Here is a 15,572-nt window from a genome sequence, read left to right on the forward strand (position 1 = left end):
ATATCTAAATTGTCTATTTTACCTTAGACCTAGCTTTAGCTGCCATTACAATCCTTTCCCCCGCTTTACTTAAGGTGTAGGCTAAAAGCATAAATGAATCATAGCTTGGCCTTTAAGCCACTAGCTAAATCTTCTCAAGGATGAACCTATGAAAAAGCTACTGACAGCAGCCCTTGTTTTTGCCAGTTGTTCACTGCAAGCAGCGCCCATTAATGAATTGTTGGAGCTCAACGACAGTGAATTGCAAATGCAGATAATTCGTAACAATCTCAATCAAGCGCTAATTCGTCAAAACCCTCCTTTAGAGAACTTTCGACCAGTACTGGACGAGTGGGCAAACACCTATCTTACTTGGGAAGAGATGAAACCAAAGATTGCTGAGGTTTATCTAAAACACTTTACAGATGAAGAGCTAGAGCAGTTAGTCGCATTTTATAAAACTCCGGTAGGCAAAAAGAGCCAAGAGCTAAACGCTACATTAATTCGTGAAAGCGCGCTGGCTAGCGCTTTGGTGGCTAAGGGGCATCACAAAAAACTTGAGGAAATGTTGCAGCAAGCCGCAGCCAAACAAAAACAGCAAACAGGTAACTAAACGACGGCGTATCTCATTGTAATGCCAGCATCAACAAACTGGCATTACAACAGCAAGCTTTACGCTAGTGCTTTATTAGCTTTTAAACGGCTTTGCAAAAAGTGTAATAACATGCCGTACAGCGGAACAAACAAAGCAAGATTAACCGCAAGTTTAAAGCCATAATCTACCCACGCTATCTCTACCCAATGCTCAGCCATAAAGGCGTCGCTGCTGGCATAAAAGGCCACCGCAAAGAATAAGAAAGTATCCACCAAGTTGCCAAACACACTTGAGCCCGCAGGTGCTACCCACCAGTGCTTAAGCTGGCGTAAACGGTCAAACACTTTTACATCCAATAATTGACCTACCGAATAAGCCAAAAAGCTCGCCAAAGCGATACGCGCAACAAAAGCGTTCCAGGCTAACAAGCCGGCTAAACCTTGATATTCACCTTGGTAAAACAGTACCGACACAATGTAGCTCACCACTAGGGCTGGCAGCATTGCAGTGAAAATAATCTTTCTAGCTCTGCTTGCACCAAACAAGCGAACCGTAAGGTCGGTGGCTAGAAATATAAATGGGAAAGTAAACGCACCCCAGGTGGTATGAAAACCAAATATAGTGAAGGGCAATTGCACTAAATAATTACTAGCGGCAATAGTAACGATATGAAATAAAGCGAGAATAATAACACTGCGGCGCTCGGCCTCAGTTAATTGTAAAAACCACATTATAGAACTACCTATCTTTTTGTTAATTGGGGGTGAGAGAACCCAAGGGCGGCGGAGTATTCCACAACTATAAGCTAACTGCAATAGCTAAACGATTAGTCAAGAAATCATCGCTATTTGATTTTTTTGGTGATAACTAACAGTTTTTAAGCAAACACACCTCTCAAGGCTTCGCTCGCTGTCCGTTCTTAGTTAAACTGAGCTATTGCCCTGCCCGCGTTCAAACCCATCTGTGGTTTGTTGTTTGATTATGGCAGCAGCACTTGCTTCAGCGGTGAGTGCTACGTTTAGTTAATTTAAAAGGATGCACTTTGTCTGGCTTATTGCGGATCATCTTGATCGATACTCACCTAAAAGGTGTGGTAGAACTTAAACTCGACCAACACAGCAATATATGTGGAACTAACGCCTCAGGTAAAACCACATTACAGCGTCTTATTCCGGTATTTTATGGCGAATACCCCAGCCGCGTAGTGCCAAGTACCCGCGACAGTTTCGAGCGCTGGTACCTACCACGAGAAGCCAGCTACATCATCTACGAGTACCAGCAATACAATGGCCAAGTTGCCCAAGTAGTCTTGTCATCGGGTCGCGAAGACCAAGGGGTAAAATACCGCTTTATTGGTAAGCCTTTTGAACTAGAAGATTTTATCGACAAACAAGACCAGCAAGGTACTTGGTTTTTGGCTCCCGCTAAACTAGGCCAAAAACTTAAAAAGCAAGAGTTCAACGGCGCTGCCCTAGCCACTACCCGCTTTCTTAATACCAGAGAATTTCGTGCAATTATTCAAAACGATCGCAGCTTACAAAATGCCGGCGACAGCGATTTAAAAGCGTTTGCTCGTCAATTTTCTATGTGCGATCCAAAGCATGGCCTGCGCCACATTGAAAAACTAGCCAAAGCAGTGCACTCCAAAGAAGGCAAAATGGAAACCATCAAATCGATGATTGCCGCCATTTTGGAAGAAGAAGGCGTTACCTTAAAACCAACTTGGGTAGATGCCAATAAAGCGCAAGCATGGATCCAAGAAACCCGCTTAATCCAGCAGTTTGAAGCGATTCGCCCTAAGTTCGTAAAACTAGAGCAAATCAACCAACAACTGCTTGGCAGTGAAGCTCAGTTACACCAGCTAGATAAAAACCTACAAAACGATGAAGCGGAGCTATTTTCCCATAGTGAACATAGCCAACGCCAGCTTAACCAATTAAAACAACAGTTAAGTGAACTAGAGCAAGAGTGGCAGAATCAACGCGAACAGCTTAACCAAGCTGTCTCTAGTGCCAATGCCGATGTTTCTAGTTTCGACAAGCAACTTAACCACATCGAAGATGATTACCAAACTTGGCAAGATAAAAATATCGAGCAAGCACTTAGCGCGGTTGAGCAGCTACCACTTTGGCGTGAGCAAGTGCGAGAAGTTAGCGAACGCCACCAGCTGCTTACCGAGCAACACAGCGATATTGAAGCTCATTTCAACCAACGCAAAAGCGAAATCAATGAGCAGCTAAACTCGGCATTAAACAAACTGCATAAAAACAAAGATCAGCTGCAGCAACAGCTCAACCAAGAGAAACAACAGCAACAAGCTGAGCTAAATAACGAACAACAGCAGCAACAAAAGCAAATTAACCAGGTTGAGCAAAGCTTCCAACAACAGCAGCATAAAAATCAGCTAGAACTGGCGCAGCTAGAGGCCGGCACCCTGCAAATGGGCTATACCGAAGAAGAAAGCCGCCAGCTTAATATCATGGATAATCGTCTCGACGAGGCCAACCAGCAGCAACAGTTGTTATCTGCGCAAGTACGCCAACACAACGAACAATTGCACAGCCTAAAGCAGCAGCGCCAACAAGCCGACCAAACCTTAGCCAACGCCAGCCAACAATCTCGCCAGCTAGAACAAAAGCTAAGTGGGCTAAAAGACAGCCTGCAACCGGCCGATGGCAGCCTACTGGCGCACTTACGCAGCGAGCACCCACAGTGGGAGCAAAGCATTGGTAAGTTAATTAACCCTGAGCTGCTCAATCGTCGTGATTTAAAACCTCATAGCGAAACCAACCATCAAAGCGTATTTGGCTTAGCCTTAGACTTAAAAGCCATCGATGCTCCAGAATGTGCCGCCACCGAAGAGCAAATCAAACAGCAAATTGAGCAAATTCAGCAAAGCGTTAACGAAGTGCAGAAACAGCTTAAACAAGCTGAACTTGACTTAAGTGACGCCAACAAAGCCGTGCAGCAGCAAGATTTGTCAGTTGCCGAAGCCACAGCAGCTCACCACAACAGTGAAGATCAACTCAAACGTCTACAAGAAGAAAAACAGCTACTCAAAGAGAGCTTTTCTAGCGCGCTTAAACAGCGCCAAAGCGTGGGACTAGAAAAACAAACTAAACTGAAAACCTATTTAGACAATGCGCAAACACAGCATCAAGAATACCTAGACGAGTTACGCGAACAACACCAAGAAGCCAAGCTAGAAAAAATGGCCTGGTGGGAAGAAAAGATTGATGCATTAGCCTTGCAACTAAGCCAAGCTCAAGACGCCATTAGCAATCGCCAGAAACAAGCGAAAGAAGCGCTAAAACAGTCGGAACAATGGTATCGCGGCGAGTTGCAGGCACAGGGCTTAGATGACCAGCTAATTGTTGATTTAGCCAAGCAAAAGCGCCAACTTAATCAACAAATTCAAGACGCCGAGCAGTACCGTGATGAAGTAAGCGAATACAAAATTTGGCATCAGCAAGTGTGGCTAAACCAAAAACCACAACTTAACGATGCCCTTGCCAATGCTCGCCAAGCACAAAGCAGTGCTAAACAAGCCCTTAACGAGCAACTGGCTCACTTCAAACAGCAGCGCGATAGCCAGCAAGCTGAGCTCAGCAAGCTTAAACAAGAGCTAGAACAGCTACAGCAACAATACAGCCAAACTCAAAACCTGTTGCGAAAAATCAAACAATTGGCTTTACCCAAACAAAACCAAGCAGACCAAACAGCAGAAGCTGCCGGTACACCCGCCGAGCGAGCCCGCCAAGCCGAGCAGCAAATTGTGCAGCGTAACCAGCAGCTTGAGCAAGTTAATGAATCAGTTCGCCATTTTGATAGCTTATTAGCGCAACAAGCTGGCTCAGACTTAAGCGAAACTTGGGAGCGTTCGCGTGCCGCATGCCGGCGCACCAACGAAGAAGGAGAAAGCACCCTCGCCTACCGTGAGTTAGTGCCACACCTATCTGAACTGTTAAACGGTTTAGTGCCGCAAAAAGTACAAGGCCTAATCGACCACGGTCGCAACCTAGGCATGAGCATTAGCAGCTTCTACCAAAACTTAAGCGACATTGACCAACGAATTTTGAGCCAAAGCCGCCGTATTACCCGCGAAATTGGTGAAGACTTAAGCCTAGATGGCGTATCTGATTCAGCAGTAAAAATTCGCTCTAAGATTAGCGAACTAGAGTTTTGGGACGAACTAAAAACCTTTGTAGATAACTTCCAAGCGTGGCAACAGCAAGGCTTTAATCAACTGCCCGACGAAGACTACGCCACCAGCATGCGGGTAGCCCTAGACATTATTGGTCGCAGCGCACTTAAAGAAGGGGTATCTCGGTTATTGCTGATTGAGCTAACCCTGCGCGAAGGCAATAGCGACCTAGTGATCCGCACCGACCGCCAGCTTAATGAATCCAGTAGCCACGGCATGGCCTACTTAATTTTGTGTAAGTTCTTATTGGCCTTTACCCGCCTATTGCGTGGTAATGCCGATACTTACATTCACTGGCCAATTGATGAATTAGGCACCCTGCACCAAAGCAACGTGAAAAAGATCTTTGATGCCTGTGACCATAACCAAATTCGCATACTGGGGGCTTTTCCTAACCCAGAATCTGAAGTATTGGACTTGTTCACCCACCGCTACATCATCAACCGTGACAAGCGCCAACTGCAGGTTGTGCAGCCGCGAATTAATCCTTTACAAGAAAAGCTAAAAGCAGCCCAAGCGGCAAAAGCCAGTACTAAACAAGCGGAGGCTGAGCTATGAGTAAATTAAACGCCACCGGCATGAGCGAAACCGGGCGGATTTTAGAAGCCCTGTTAAGTGGCCAATTTATCTGCCAAGTGAGTGACGAAGATGGTTTTCACTTTTTAGCCGAAGAAGCTAACCGCGAGCGCATCGACAGCCACTTACATGTGCTTAATCGTCGCCTTGCCAGTGCTTGCGAAGGCGAACTGTATTTTTGTGCCTATCGCGAGCTAGGCGACAATGAACACAAAGTGATAAGCCAGCAATTTAGCGAAATAGCAGGTAGCTTATTGCCACTCACCGAATGGCTAATTCTCAGCCAAGAAGCGCAAGGCCAAGATAGCCCTATTAGTGCCGGAGTGGCGCTGCGTTTAAGCGAGTTGCAAACCGTGGTGGAAGACACCCCAGCGCTGCGTGAACAACTGGCAAAAATATCTCAATACAAGTTGTTTGGCTCAACCAGTAGCCAAGTAGATGGTCAACTTAAGCAAGTGTTTAAGCGCCTATGTGAACAAGGCTACTTAGTTCGACCAAACCAAGAAAAACAGATCTACATTGCCACAGCAAAAGTGGATTACATTTTTGAAGTGATTAGCTTTATTGACGAAGCAGAAGGTCTAGGTTTAGAACAACAAGCCATGGATGCCATTGGCCAGCAGGAGCCCTTACTGTGAACCAACATTTGCAACAAGCTGGCTTAAAGCTATTTAAGCTGCTTGCGCGTCATGGCAAAAGCCTGATGCATGCTTACGTTAACGGCAAGCTAGATGAAAGTAAGCTAGACAGTAAACAGATTGATGCCTTACTCAAAGCTGGCGTTATTTGGCGCCCATCCGCCGACGAAGGCTTGCATTTAAGCTCTAACCTGCGCTCATTATTGGAAGAAGCCTTAAGTGATACTCGTAATCGGCAAATTGATTCTAATGTTGGCTCACGCTTAGAAACCATTAAAACCTTGGCAGCACACTACAAAGAAGCCTTACATATTGGCGATTTAGCCGCAGCCGACGTTTACCTCAGCGATTTAAGCGAACACAGTTACAGCCTCACCGAAAGCCTGCGCCATAGCTCGCGGGTATTGTGGAGCCGAATCAACAATGAGTTTGGTTATGTGCCCAGCTTAAGCGCCAAAATCCGTGAAAATGAATTAGCACAGCAGCAAGTGAGCGAACTGCTCAATAGCCTTGCCTTATTAAACTTTGATACTTTGAGCCAAATAGCTGGCGATATTCGCGAGCTTCGCCGGATCTTGGTGTTGAACCTAAGCCAAGCGGTTTACGACTGCACCCAAGAGCTGGCCGTTGTGCAAACACGCCTACTCACCTTACTCGGCCGTTTTCGCGAGTTACGTGGTAAGTCTCGCCTGCTTAAAGGTTTGCAACTATTTCATGCTCAGCATCCCGACTTCAGCCCTAAAGACCCAACTCAGCAACTCGATGTAGCGAGCTTATTTAACCAAGCCCCTGCACTGCTATCCAAGGCCAGTGTTGATATTCACAACAGCGAACATGAACACGACTTATTGCTATCGCTTAGCCAGCTCAAGTTGCAACGTCACACTAAAGTTAGCGAAACCGACACCGAACATGCGGTATCTCTAGAAGGCGCCGAAGAGTTTGCCCTGCAAGAGCAAAAGATTAAACAAGATGTAGAGAACTACCTGTTGGGCGTAATAGAAAGTGCTGCGGGCCAAACGGCCTTAGAGTACTATCAAGAACAGCACTTAGAATGGGATGCCGAAGCCTGGTTATACCAAGTATGGGGCAGCTACCATGCTCTGCCAGAAGAGCAGCGTGACTACTTTGCACTTGATCCCATTGAAGACCCACACCCAATCTTTAGTGGCAACCGGATTGTTCGCGATTTACAGGTATGGTTACGTTAATTCAGCCAACAAATGTGCTTAGCTAACTAAGCACACTCTTGCCGACTAAATAAGCAGTGCCTATATTTAATTACAAGCACTTACGTTTTACCTATAGAAATATTTGACTGACTAATTCATTATTTTAGAATATGCCAGTTGTTGGGCCGGTACGCATTAGAGAGTAAATATGAAAGTAGTTGATTTTATTAAGAAAAAGCGTGAAATGCTAGCCCAAAACCCATTTGAATTGAAAGATTGGCTATCGCCTGCAATTCGCGATCACTGGATTGAGTTTCTAAATAAAGCTCATGATAGTCAATTAGTTAACTGGGTAAGAGAACACCAATTAAGCTCCAATGGTGAGCAACAAGCCAGTTTTAAAGAAACCATAGAGTTACATCCAAAAGCTGAAGCCTTGTTAGAAGAGCTGTCGATGCAACTGGGTGAAGAAATCCACATTGGCGATTGGCTCAATGTTACTCAAGAGCGAATTAATCAGTTTGCCGATGTCACGAAAGATCACCAGTGGTTACACACCGATCCGCAGCGCGCGGCAGAAGAGTCACCGTTTAAAACTACCATTGCTCATGGTTTTTTAACCTTGTCCTTGCTGCCAGCACTTACCGAAAGTGTTGACCCAGACAAACCGCTTTATCCATCGGCAAAAATGATGGTGAATTACGGCATTAACCAAGTTCGTTTTCCTTACCCGGTTAAGGTAAATAATCGAATTAGAGCCCGTACCCGCTTGACCAAGGTTGTACCAATTAAGCGAGGTTTAGAGCTAGTAAAAGAAATTACCGTCGAAATTGAAGGCTGTCGTCGCCCAGCTTGTGTGGTGGAATCGGTAGTTCGTCTCTATTTTTAGTCGCCACAACTCGCTATGATGGTTCACGTTAGGGTTTAGTTAAAGGAGCTTAACGTGAACACAGCGCATTCTCATTCCATCTCTGTTCAGCAGCATACTCATCAAAATAAACCTTCCTACCAGTATTTGCTGAGTCAGCCTAGCTCGCTAGATAGCGCTAAACATTACCCTTTAGTCCTGTTTCTGCATGGTCGTGGGGAAATAGGCGGTGAGATTGAAAAGCTACTCAATTTTGGCCCCAATAGCTACTTACAACAGCATCACCTAGACGCTATTTGTATTAGCCCACATGTGCCGGAAGGTCGCGACGGTTGGGCCATCGCAGAGCTGATCAGCTTGCTCGACCAAATAGAACAGCAGTTTTCCATCGATAAACAGCGAATATATTTAACGGGTTTAAGCATGGGCGGTTTTGGCGTTACCAATTTAGCCTTAGCACAGCCACAGCGCTTTGCTGCCTTAAGTATATTGGCGGCGGGAGATCCTAATCGCTTAGCGCCGTGGTCATTAAACTTGCCAGCTCGCCCCGTTTGCGAAGAGCTATACCAACGCCTTAACCAGCTACCAATTTGGTTAGCTCACGGCTTAAAAGACGAAGTAATCCCAGCAGATTTTTCTGTAGAGCTAGCGCATAAGCTTGGTCAAATGGAGCGGCAAGCTCAGCTACAAAGCACGTGGTATCCGCAGCATGAGCACAATATTTGGGACGACTTTTACGCCACTAGCAGTTTTTGGACCTGGCTATTCGAACAAACGAATCCAAGGCCAAAAAGTGAGCGGCAAAGTCTTCAAGATTTAAGTCATCTTGCTGGTGACTACGGTAATCAGCATGACTATGTCAGCATTAGTTATTGCGAAAAACAGGGGCTTAAGCTGCTTTGTAAAGACTTACAAGACAACGAGCTCAGCTTCACTCTTTATCCGGTGACCAAAGATCTACTGTTTTGTGAAATAGGTTGCTTACGCTTTATCGAGCAAGCCAAGCACACTCAGCTAGCCCTTACTCGCCTCACCCTACTAGATAAATTTGAGTTAGGTTAAACCGCTAACTAATTCGTTTTATGTAGCTCTCGCGCTGAATATCTAACACTTCAGCGCTAATACTTTTTACCATGGGCAATTCTGCACCGAGTCCCTCTACTAGCGCAGTGGTTAAGGCTAGCTTTTGCTCAGTCGTTCTTCCGGAAAGAATGTGCAAACGCAGATGTAAGAAGCTGTGATCGTCTAAACCACTTAATACATCTTGATAAGCAATGGCTCGTAGCTTAATTGCCGCGGGCTCAAATTCACCGCTATTTTTCAGTAAATTAAAAGCCTTAGCTAAAACCTCACTAATAGTAATTTGCTCACTCAAGTCTTGAGAATATTCAACAATACAATGCGGCATTTTCGGTACTTCACACATGCTAAAAATTTAAGCTTTACGATAGAAAAATTTATTTAGTAATACAATTTATAAAAACCAAGCTTTTATTGATCTAGATCACACCTATCAAGTATGCTCGCTCAGATAATGCACGGCCCTTGGAGCACTGTGCTTTTTTTAACCTTTTACTTGGAATCATCGACTATGAGCAATACTACTACCGCTAACCCAGCCCCACTTGGATTGATGGGTTTCGGTATGACTACCGTGTTACTAAACATCCACAATGCCGGATTTTTTCCAATTGATGCAATGATTTTGGCTATGGGCATTTTCTACGGTGGTTTATCTCAAGTAATTGTAGGTATTATGTGCTTTAAACGCGGTGATACTTTTGGTACTACTGCCTTTACCTCTTACGGCTTATTCTGGTTAACTCTAGTCGGTTTGTTGGTACTACCTAAAATGGGCTTAGCCGAGCCTAGCCCTCACACCTTTATGGGTTGGTACTTAGCACTTTGGGGCTTGTTCACTGCGTTCATGTTTGTGGGCTCATTACGTTACCCAACAGCTAAACAAGTAGTATTCGGCAGCTTGACCATTTTGTTTGCGTTATTGGCAATTCGCGATTTCACTGGCAGTGAATTGATTGGCACTATTGCTGGCTACGAAGGCATCTTCTGTGGTCTGTCGGCTATCTATTTTGCAATGGCCCAAGTACTTAATGCTGAATATGGCCGTACTATTTTGCCTGTTGGTCGTCCAATGAAGTTTGAAGACAACAGTGCGCCACTAAAAGTGGCTGCGTAAGCGTTAATTGCGTAACTAGCTTTGCTACCACAACTGGCTTTGCAGGTTGTGGATTGTCTTCTATAAGTGATTGAAGATCTTCAATATAAGCGTCTATCTTGGCTAAGATATGACGCTTTTGTTGTTTATTGGCTAAGGCTAATATTTCGCTCATGCCTTGTGCCCACAATTGCCGATTATGATAGAAACGTTCAGCTAAACCCGGCGGCCAGAGTGATTCTGAATTCACCATCAATACATAAAATTCTTGCTCAAAATTTTCCGACTGATTTTGTCCACTTAAAGAATAAGCCAGATATTGCTGCCAGCGACTTTGCACGTTGTGCCAATCGGCGCGAGTATCAATTAGCTGCTTAGCCAGCTGTTCTATTACCAGCTGTTGTTTGGGAGATACATCGCCAAGCCAGCGCTCAACACTGTTAGAAATGTGTTCAATACGGTAATCATAATGGCTTTGTTGGCGGTCGCTATCTTCGCGTTGCTCGGCTAGCTTAGCCATAAAGTCTGATAGTTGCTGCGAAGAAGCAGTTTGTGCGAGCTGCGCTACATCAAGATACACATGACCAGCCAATACTCGATAATGCTCTTGCCAAGCGTCAACTTGCTCTAATAATTGTTGTTGGCTAATACCACTATTGATTTGAGCGTGAAACAGCTGAAGCTGAGCCAAGTATACCGGCAACTGTTCATTCCTGTGCCATACCAGCCAGCTTTTTAACATGGGCTTAAAAGCTGCTTTTTGCTCGCTGTTCATTTCAATGTAATCATCGATGTACCAGTAAGCCAGCCAGTTAAGGTTGTTATACACAAAGCGCATACCACAAGCGCTCAGTAAGCCGCTGAGTATCAATATCAGTATCCATCTAAAAGGCTTCGTTTGCATAACACCTCCTTTAATAAACAGACCCAAAGAACCGGAAATAGTTCTCACTCTGCAGCTATTTAATTATTAAGGCTTGTGAGATTAATTCAAGCGGAGTAGATTAGCCCTACTTGCAATGGTGGCGTGAAACCAAGCACGCAATGGATGGTTAATTGGTTGGTTTAACTAAGAAATTATTACTGGTATTAGCAGTTATTGCTGGCGCTTTTGGACTTGGCATCGGTGTAAGTTATTGGCAGCAACAACAGCTTGAAGCACTAGACTTTGAGCACTGCCAACAATTGCATAATGGTCGCTGTGAGTGGCAAGTTGATGAGCAAACATGGAAATTAACTTTACCTAGTGACCAACTTCCCGCCATGTTAAGCCAGCATCTTGAGTTAATCACTAACCAGGAAAATCCTCCAAGCCTAGAACTCCGTTTACAAGGGATAGAAATGTACATGGGGGAAATCAAGCTGCTGCTCGAGCCCAACGAACATGGTCACTATCAATCGGATATTTTGCTGCCGATTTGTAACACTGGAAAAATGCGCTGGCGAGCAGAAATTGTTTCTTTAGACCCCACCCAACCTGTTGCTCTTAGTTTTGAGGTAGATAGCCAATGAAATACCTAGCATGGATTGCTCTAATTATTGTTAGTGGATTAGCCGGAGTTATGAGTTTTCAATGGTTTTCTGCAGACTCTAGCCCTAAACAAGCGGCGGTAAGCAATAAAGTGATTGCTACAGTGCCCACAAACTTGTTCAAAATTACCAGTAGTGACGGGCGCTTTACTGAACTGGATAACGATAAACAGCTCTATATTGCTTACTTTGGTTTTACCCACTGCCCAGACGTTTGCCCAACGTCTTTAGCGGTACTTAGCGCTGCGCTGCAGGGAATATCAGAGCCACAACGCCAGCAACTGCAAAGCTTGTTTGTGAGTGTTGACCCAAAACGTGATGACCCAGAAACGGTTTCCACTTACGCAGGTTATTTTCACCCAGATATCATTGGCTTAAGCCCACAAGAAGGCCAGCTATTAGGCTTAACCCAAAGCTTGGGAGTGTATTATAAGTATGTAGATATTCCCGACTCACAACTTGAATACAGCGTTGACCACAACTCATTTTTTTATTTCTTAAATGCTCAAGGCGAGTTACTGGCAAAAGTGCCACACACCCTAGACCCAGAGCCTTTAGTCACCAAAATTCAACAATTACTTCCTCAATAAAATAAGGATTAACCATGCGCTCAATCTTGCTCGCTCTCAGTCTTTTATTTAGCGTTCACCTAGCAGCCAATGATGCCGCTATTACCGTTAACGAGGCTTATGCGAGAGCCACTCCACCTAATGCGCCCACCAGCGCTATCTTCATGCAAATGAACAACAATAGTGAGCAAACGGTTAGCCTAGTATCGGCCAGCACGCCTGCAGCAGGTCGTGTGGAATTACACACCATGTTGATGGACGGTGATGTTATGCAAATGCGTCAAGTGGAAAAGATCGAGGTTCCTGCAGGTAAACAGGTAGAGCTAAAGCCGGGCGGTTTGCACTTAATGCTATTTGATTTAGCGAGCAAATTTGCCGAAGGTGAAGAAGTGGAATTAACGCTGGTGTTTTCCGATGGCAGTCAGCAACAGCTCACAGTGCCAGTTAAAAAGGTGATGCACAAAATGAAGCACCATCACTAAAATATCGACTATTTAAAGAGTTTATTGGGATTAAATCTGCGCTTAATCCCATTTAATATTTGGCTATTCAGACAAGTATCTGTCTAAGGATATTCCGTAGTCACGCGCAGATACCGCACTTTCTATTTCTTCATGCGCATACTTACTTAGGTCTACTAACTTAACCTCAGTATGGGTGTTGGTTAGGGTATTAAATACTTGCTTAATCACAGGCTGTAGAGGTTTAAGTTCATTACGCTCAACCACTACGCCCAACTTACCCGATTTTAGTTTGACCAAGGTGCCAACGGGGTAGACGCCCATGCAACGGATAAACTTTTCAACCAAGGCTTTATCAAACTGAGTGCCAACTCCTGATAACAATATTCGGAATGCTGCTGTAGGCGGCATACCACTTTTGTAAACTCGGTCGGCGGTTAGCGCATCGTAACAATCTACAATGTTGGCCATGCGAGTATAAGCTGATAGCTCATCGCCTTTTAACTGGTTGGGATAGCCCAGGCCATCCAAACGTTCGTGGTGATTACTAGCAATTTCAAGCATGATCTTGCTAATGCCTTCTTGCTCTTTAAGAATATTGTGGCTGTGCACCACATGCTCTCGCATAATCACAAACTCGTCGTCAGTTAACCGGCCAGGTTTGTGCAAGATCTCATCGGGAGTATTGATCTTACCGATATCATGTAACATTCCGCCCATTAGCAATTGCTTTTGCTTAGTCCGGTTCATGCCAAGAGAACGGCCAAAATATGCCAGTAGCATTCCCACGTTAAGAGAGTGCTCCATCAAATACTTATCTTTGGCGCGAATTTTGGCTAAACACAACATGGCGTTGCTTTGGTTTTCTAGGGAGTCAATTAAACCTTCAGCGGCTTTTTCCATTGGTTCAATATCAATGGGTTCGCCTTGTTGTAACTGCTTAAAGTATTTGGTTTGTAAGCTTTTAGCTTCGTTAAACAACTTTTTAGCAGCTTGCTTCTCGCTTTCACCGCTACGCTTCTTCGGCTTGCTACTTGAGCTGCTTATTTCGGTAGATTTTTGTTCCGAGTCCTGTTCTGCAAACACGCTTCTGGACCAATCTACATTTACAACTTTTACCCCTTTATTCTTTAGAACTGTAACTTGCTTAGACTGAGTAATACGCCCAGATTGAGCAATGCTGGTTTTGCCGGTTTGGCTGGTGATGGATACAACAAACATACCTTCTTTTAGGGCATCAATGTTGATGGTTCTTATATCGGCTTTAGGGCTTGTCATACGGCTTGGCAATCACTCATCCAAATTACGGCTAAAGGTAGAAAAACACTGCTTGAATAATACTAAAGCAATCAAAAAAAATAGCCTTCCTTAGAAGTGTAGAATGTTATCGCTATCAAAAAAGGGAAACGAAATGTAAATTTTTTCGAAAGTTTAATCAACTGCTAAATCTGCCAGTTCTAAGTATTCATTGGCTAGCACTTGAATTTTTTCCATATCTTTATCTGAGAACCCTTGTTTCTTTGGTTCTAAAGAGGAGAAATTAAGTGTTCCTATAATTTCGCCATGCTTGACTAAAGGAATGCCAATATAGCTTTCTAAATGCATAGCCTGATAACAAGGGTGTAAGCACATTTCGGTCATGGCGCCCACTTGGTGATAAGCTAATACCTTCTCCTGGCTTATCACATCAGCGCAATAGGTCATATCTACCGGAAACTCATCGCCAGCACGCACTAAATCAAGGCTAGAATAGGCCGCCAGCACTACGTAACGATTATCTTGGATATTGCTGATAATCCCTAGTTGCATATCAAAGGCTTGAGCTGCATCCTTCAACCACTGTTGCACGTCCATCGCTCACTCCAAACAATTTCAAAAAAAGCTTATTAACAATAAGCTAATCTTAGCTTAGATTTGGTTGTTGTTTTAACAATGCTTAGTATACTTTGGTCCATGCAAACACTCGAGTTTTGGCGTTTAGGGATATTTGTTGGGCTGCTGGCCCTTTTTATGCTGCTAGAAATAGCTTGGCCACGACACAAACGCAGCATTCCCCGCTCCCAACGCTGGCCAGCCAACTTAGGGTTAATCCTAGTAAATGGCTTATGTTTAAAGCTGCTATTTCCTATCACCACTTTAGCGCTTGCTAGTTGGACACAACATCAGCAATGGGGTTTGTTTAATCAGCTAAACCTTAGCGCAGCCATTGCCGTACCTTTGTGTGTAATTTTGCTCGATCTGGCGATTTATTGGCAACATAGGTTGTTTCACTCGCTGCCTTGGCTGTGGCGAATTCACCGTATGCATCATGTTGACCCAGACTATGATGTAAGCCTTGGATTACGTTTCCACCCTATCGAAATAGCCTTATCGATGCTGATAAAACTAGGCTTAATTACATTGCTTGGCGTGCCGGTATTGGCGGTGTTTTTATTTGAGGTGATACTAAATGGCATGGCGATGTTCAATCACAGCAATCTAAAGCTACCCCTAAAACTAGATGCATTTTTAAGAAAGTTGCTTGTCACTCCTGATATGCACCGAGTACATCATTCGCAAAGATACCATGAACATAATGCCAACTACGGCTTTAATTTGGCGGTTTGGGATAGATTGTTTCATAGTTATGTCGCTCAACCGCAAGATGGACATAGCCAGCTAAAATTTGGCCTCAGTCACTGGCCTAATGCTAAAGATAACCGCCAACTCAAAGGTTTATTAAGCCTGCCGTTTCGCTCACCGAGCAAATAAGCTAAAGCCAATCAGCAATAGCTTAATCAGCTCAAGTTAACAGCTCCTACATA

The 15,572-nt window shown here is 44.3% G+C and carries 16 protein-coding genes; 11 read left to right on the forward strand and 5 right to left on the reverse strand.

Annotated elements, in window-relative coordinates; translation table 11 throughout:
• Positions 1–148: 148 nt before the first annotated feature.
• Entirely contained in the window at positions 149–592 is a 444-nt protein-coding gene (locus K5620_RS17930) for a DUF2059 domain-containing protein (protein ID WP_016403514.1), read from the forward strand.
• Positions 593–651: 59 nt separating this feature from the next.
• Here K5620_RS17930 and K5620_RS17935 read toward each other — a convergent pair whose 3' ends face one another.
• Positions 652–1,305, reverse strand: a complete 654-nt coding sequence (locus K5620_RS17935; protein ID WP_016403515.1) for a 7-cyano-7-deazaguanine/7-aminomethyl-7-deazaguanine transporter — start codon at positions 1,303–1,305, stop codon at positions 652–654.
• A 311-nt stretch (positions 1,306–1,616) separates the two neighbouring features.
• Here K5620_RS17935 and K5620_RS17940 point away from each other — a divergent pair, with 311 nt between their 5' ends.
• From K5620_RS17940 to K5620_RS17960, 5 genes are all read left to right on the forward strand, one after another.
• Positions 1,617–5,336, forward strand: a complete 3,720-nt coding sequence (locus K5620_RS17940) for an ATP-binding protein (RefSeq protein ID WP_016403516.1) — start codon at positions 1,617–1,619, stop codon at positions 5,334–5,336.
• Complete coding sequence (locus tag K5620_RS17945) at positions 5,333–5,992, forward strand: condensin complex protein MksE (RefSeq protein WP_016403517.1); 660 nt, start codon at positions 5,333–5,335, stop codon at positions 5,990–5,992. Before K5620_RS17940 ends, K5620_RS17945 begins: the two co-directional genes overlap by 4 nt.
• On the forward strand, positions 5,989–7,203 hold the full coding sequence (locus K5620_RS17950) for a hypothetical protein (RefSeq protein WP_016403518.1): 1,215 nt from the start codon (positions 5,989–5,991) through the stop codon (positions 7,201–7,203). The genes K5620_RS17945 and K5620_RS17950 overlap by 4 nt, the downstream gene beginning before the upstream one ends.
• Before the next feature lie 169 nt (positions 7,204–7,372).
• Positions 7,373–8,053 carry a MaoC family dehydratase gene (locus tag K5620_RS17955; RefSeq protein WP_016403519.1) on the forward strand — a complete coding sequence of 227 codons (681 nt, stop codon included), beginning with the start codon at positions 7,373–7,375 and terminating at the stop codon, positions 8,051–8,053.
• A gap of 54 nt (positions 8,054–8,107) precedes the next feature.
• On the forward strand, positions 8,108–9,094 hold the full coding sequence (locus K5620_RS17960) for a carboxylesterase family protein (protein ID WP_016403520.1): 987 nt from the start codon (positions 8,108–8,110) through the stop codon (positions 9,092–9,094).
• Between the two features lie 4 nt (positions 9,095–9,098).
• On the opposite strand, the gene K5620_RS17965 is transcribed toward K5620_RS17960, so the two are convergent.
• Entirely contained in the window at positions 9,099–9,440 is a 342-nt protein-coding gene (locus tag K5620_RS17965) for a 5-carboxymethyl-2-hydroxymuconate Delta-isomerase (protein WP_040307593.1), read from the reverse strand.
• A gap of 183 nt (positions 9,441–9,623) precedes the next feature.
• On the opposite strand from K5620_RS17965, the gene K5620_RS17970 reads away from it, so the two are divergent.
• The gene (locus K5620_RS17970; protein ID WP_040307594.1) at positions 9,624–10,229 is read left to right on the forward strand and encodes an acetate uptake transporter; all 606 of its coding nucleotides are present in this window, start codon (positions 9,624–9,626) and stop codon (positions 10,227–10,229) included.
• Here the strand turns inward: K5620_RS17970 and K5620_RS17975 are convergent.
• On the reverse strand, positions 10,162–11,112 hold the full coding sequence (locus tag K5620_RS17975) for a DUF6279 family lipoprotein (protein WP_040307595.1): 951 nt from the start codon (positions 11,110–11,112) through the stop codon (positions 10,162–10,164). The two genes, K5620_RS17970 and K5620_RS17975, sit on opposite strands and share 68 nt — an antisense overlap.
• Positions 11,113–11,264: 152 nt before the next feature.
• On the opposite strand from K5620_RS17975, the gene K5620_RS17980 reads away from it, so the two are divergent.
• Genes K5620_RS17980 through K5620_RS17990 form a run of 3 tightly spaced genes read left to right on the forward strand, consistent with a single transcriptional unit; the run spans position 11,265 to position 12,789 of the window.
• The gene (locus K5620_RS17980; protein ID WP_016403523.1) at positions 11,265–11,720 is read left to right on the forward strand and encodes a hypothetical protein; all 456 of its coding nucleotides are present in this window, start codon (positions 11,265–11,267) and stop codon (positions 11,718–11,720) included.
• Entirely contained in the window at positions 11,717–12,328 is a 612-nt protein-coding gene (locus K5620_RS17985) for an SCO family protein (protein WP_016403524.1), read from the forward strand. The genes K5620_RS17980 and K5620_RS17985 overlap by 4 nt, the downstream gene beginning before the upstream one ends.
• Before the next feature lie 14 nt (positions 12,329–12,342).
• Complete coding sequence (locus K5620_RS17990) at positions 12,343–12,789, forward strand: copper chaperone PCu(A)C (RefSeq protein ID WP_016403525.1); 447 nt, start codon at positions 12,343–12,345, stop codon at positions 12,787–12,789.
• A gap of 63 nt (positions 12,790–12,852) precedes the next feature.
• On the opposite strand, the gene K5620_RS17995 is transcribed toward K5620_RS17990, so the two are convergent.
• Positions 12,853–14,046 carry a cyclic di-GMP phosphodiesterase gene (locus K5620_RS17995; protein WP_040307596.1) on the reverse strand — a complete coding sequence of 398 codons (1,194 nt, stop codon included), beginning with the start codon at positions 14,044–14,046 and terminating at the stop codon, positions 12,853–12,855.
• Positions 14,047–14,199: 153 nt separating this feature from the next.
• The gene (locus tag K5620_RS18000; protein WP_016403527.1) at positions 14,200–14,622 is read right to left on the reverse strand and encodes a GAF domain-containing protein; all 423 of its coding nucleotides are present in this window, start codon (positions 14,620–14,622) and stop codon (positions 14,200–14,202) included.
• A gap of 99 nt (positions 14,623–14,721) precedes the next feature.
• On the opposite strand from K5620_RS18000, the gene K5620_RS18005 reads away from it, so the two are divergent.
• Positions 14,722–15,519 (forward strand): sterol desaturase family protein, encoded by a 798-nt coding sequence (locus tag K5620_RS18005; RefSeq protein ID WP_016403528.1) that lies wholly within the window; start codon positions 14,722–14,724, stop codon positions 15,517–15,519.
• Positions 15,520–15,572 lie beyond the last annotated feature (53 nt).

The organism is Agarivorans albus (assembly GCF_019670105.1).
Classification (GTDB): domain Bacteria; phylum Pseudomonadota; class Gammaproteobacteria; order Enterobacterales; family Celerinatantimonadaceae; genus Agarivorans; species Agarivorans albus.

Coding starts and splice junctions, on each gene's coding strand:
- K5620_RS17935 (WP_016403515.1), bottom strand. CDS start 1,305: ATGTGGTTTTTACAATTAACTGAGGCCGAGCGCCGCAGTGTTATTATT.
- K5620_RS18000 (WP_016403527.1), bottom strand. CDS start 14,622: ATGGACGTGCAACAGTGGTTGAAGGATGCAGCTCAAGCCTTTGATATG.
- K5620_RS18005 (WP_016403528.1), top strand. CDS start 14,722: ATGCAAACACTCGAGTTTTGGCGTTTAGGGATATTTGTTGGGCTGCTG.
- K5620_RS17955 (WP_016403519.1), top strand. CDS start 7,373: ATGAAAGTAGTTGATTTTATTAAGAAAAAGCGTGAAATGCTAGCCCAA.
- K5620_RS17990 (WP_016403525.1), top strand. CDS start 12,343: ATGCGCTCAATCTTGCTCGCTCTCAGTCTTTTATTTAGCGTTCACCTA.
- K5620_RS17945 (WP_016403517.1), top strand. CDS start 5,333: ATGAGTAAATTAAACGCCACCGGCATGAGCGAAACCGGGCGGATTTTA.
- K5620_RS17970 (WP_040307594.1), top strand. CDS start 9,624: ATGAGCAATACTACTACCGCTAACCCAGCCCCACTTGGATTGATGGGT.
- K5620_RS17965 (WP_040307593.1), bottom strand. CDS start 9,440: ATGCCGCATTGTATTGTTGAATATTCTCAAGACTTGAGTGAGCAAATT.
- K5620_RS17930 (WP_016403514.1), top strand. CDS start 149: ATGAAAAAGCTACTGACAGCAGCCCTTGTTTTTGCCAGTTGTTCACTG.
- K5620_RS17975 (WP_040307595.1), bottom strand. CDS start 11,112: ATGCAAACGAAGCCTTTTAGATGGATACTGATATTGATACTCAGCGGC.
- K5620_RS17985 (WP_016403524.1), top strand. CDS start 11,717: ATGAAATACCTAGCATGGATTGCTCTAATTATTGTTAGTGGATTAGCC.
- K5620_RS17995 (WP_040307596.1), bottom strand. CDS start 14,046: ATGACAAGCCCTAAAGCCGATATAAGAACCATCAACATTGATGCCCTA.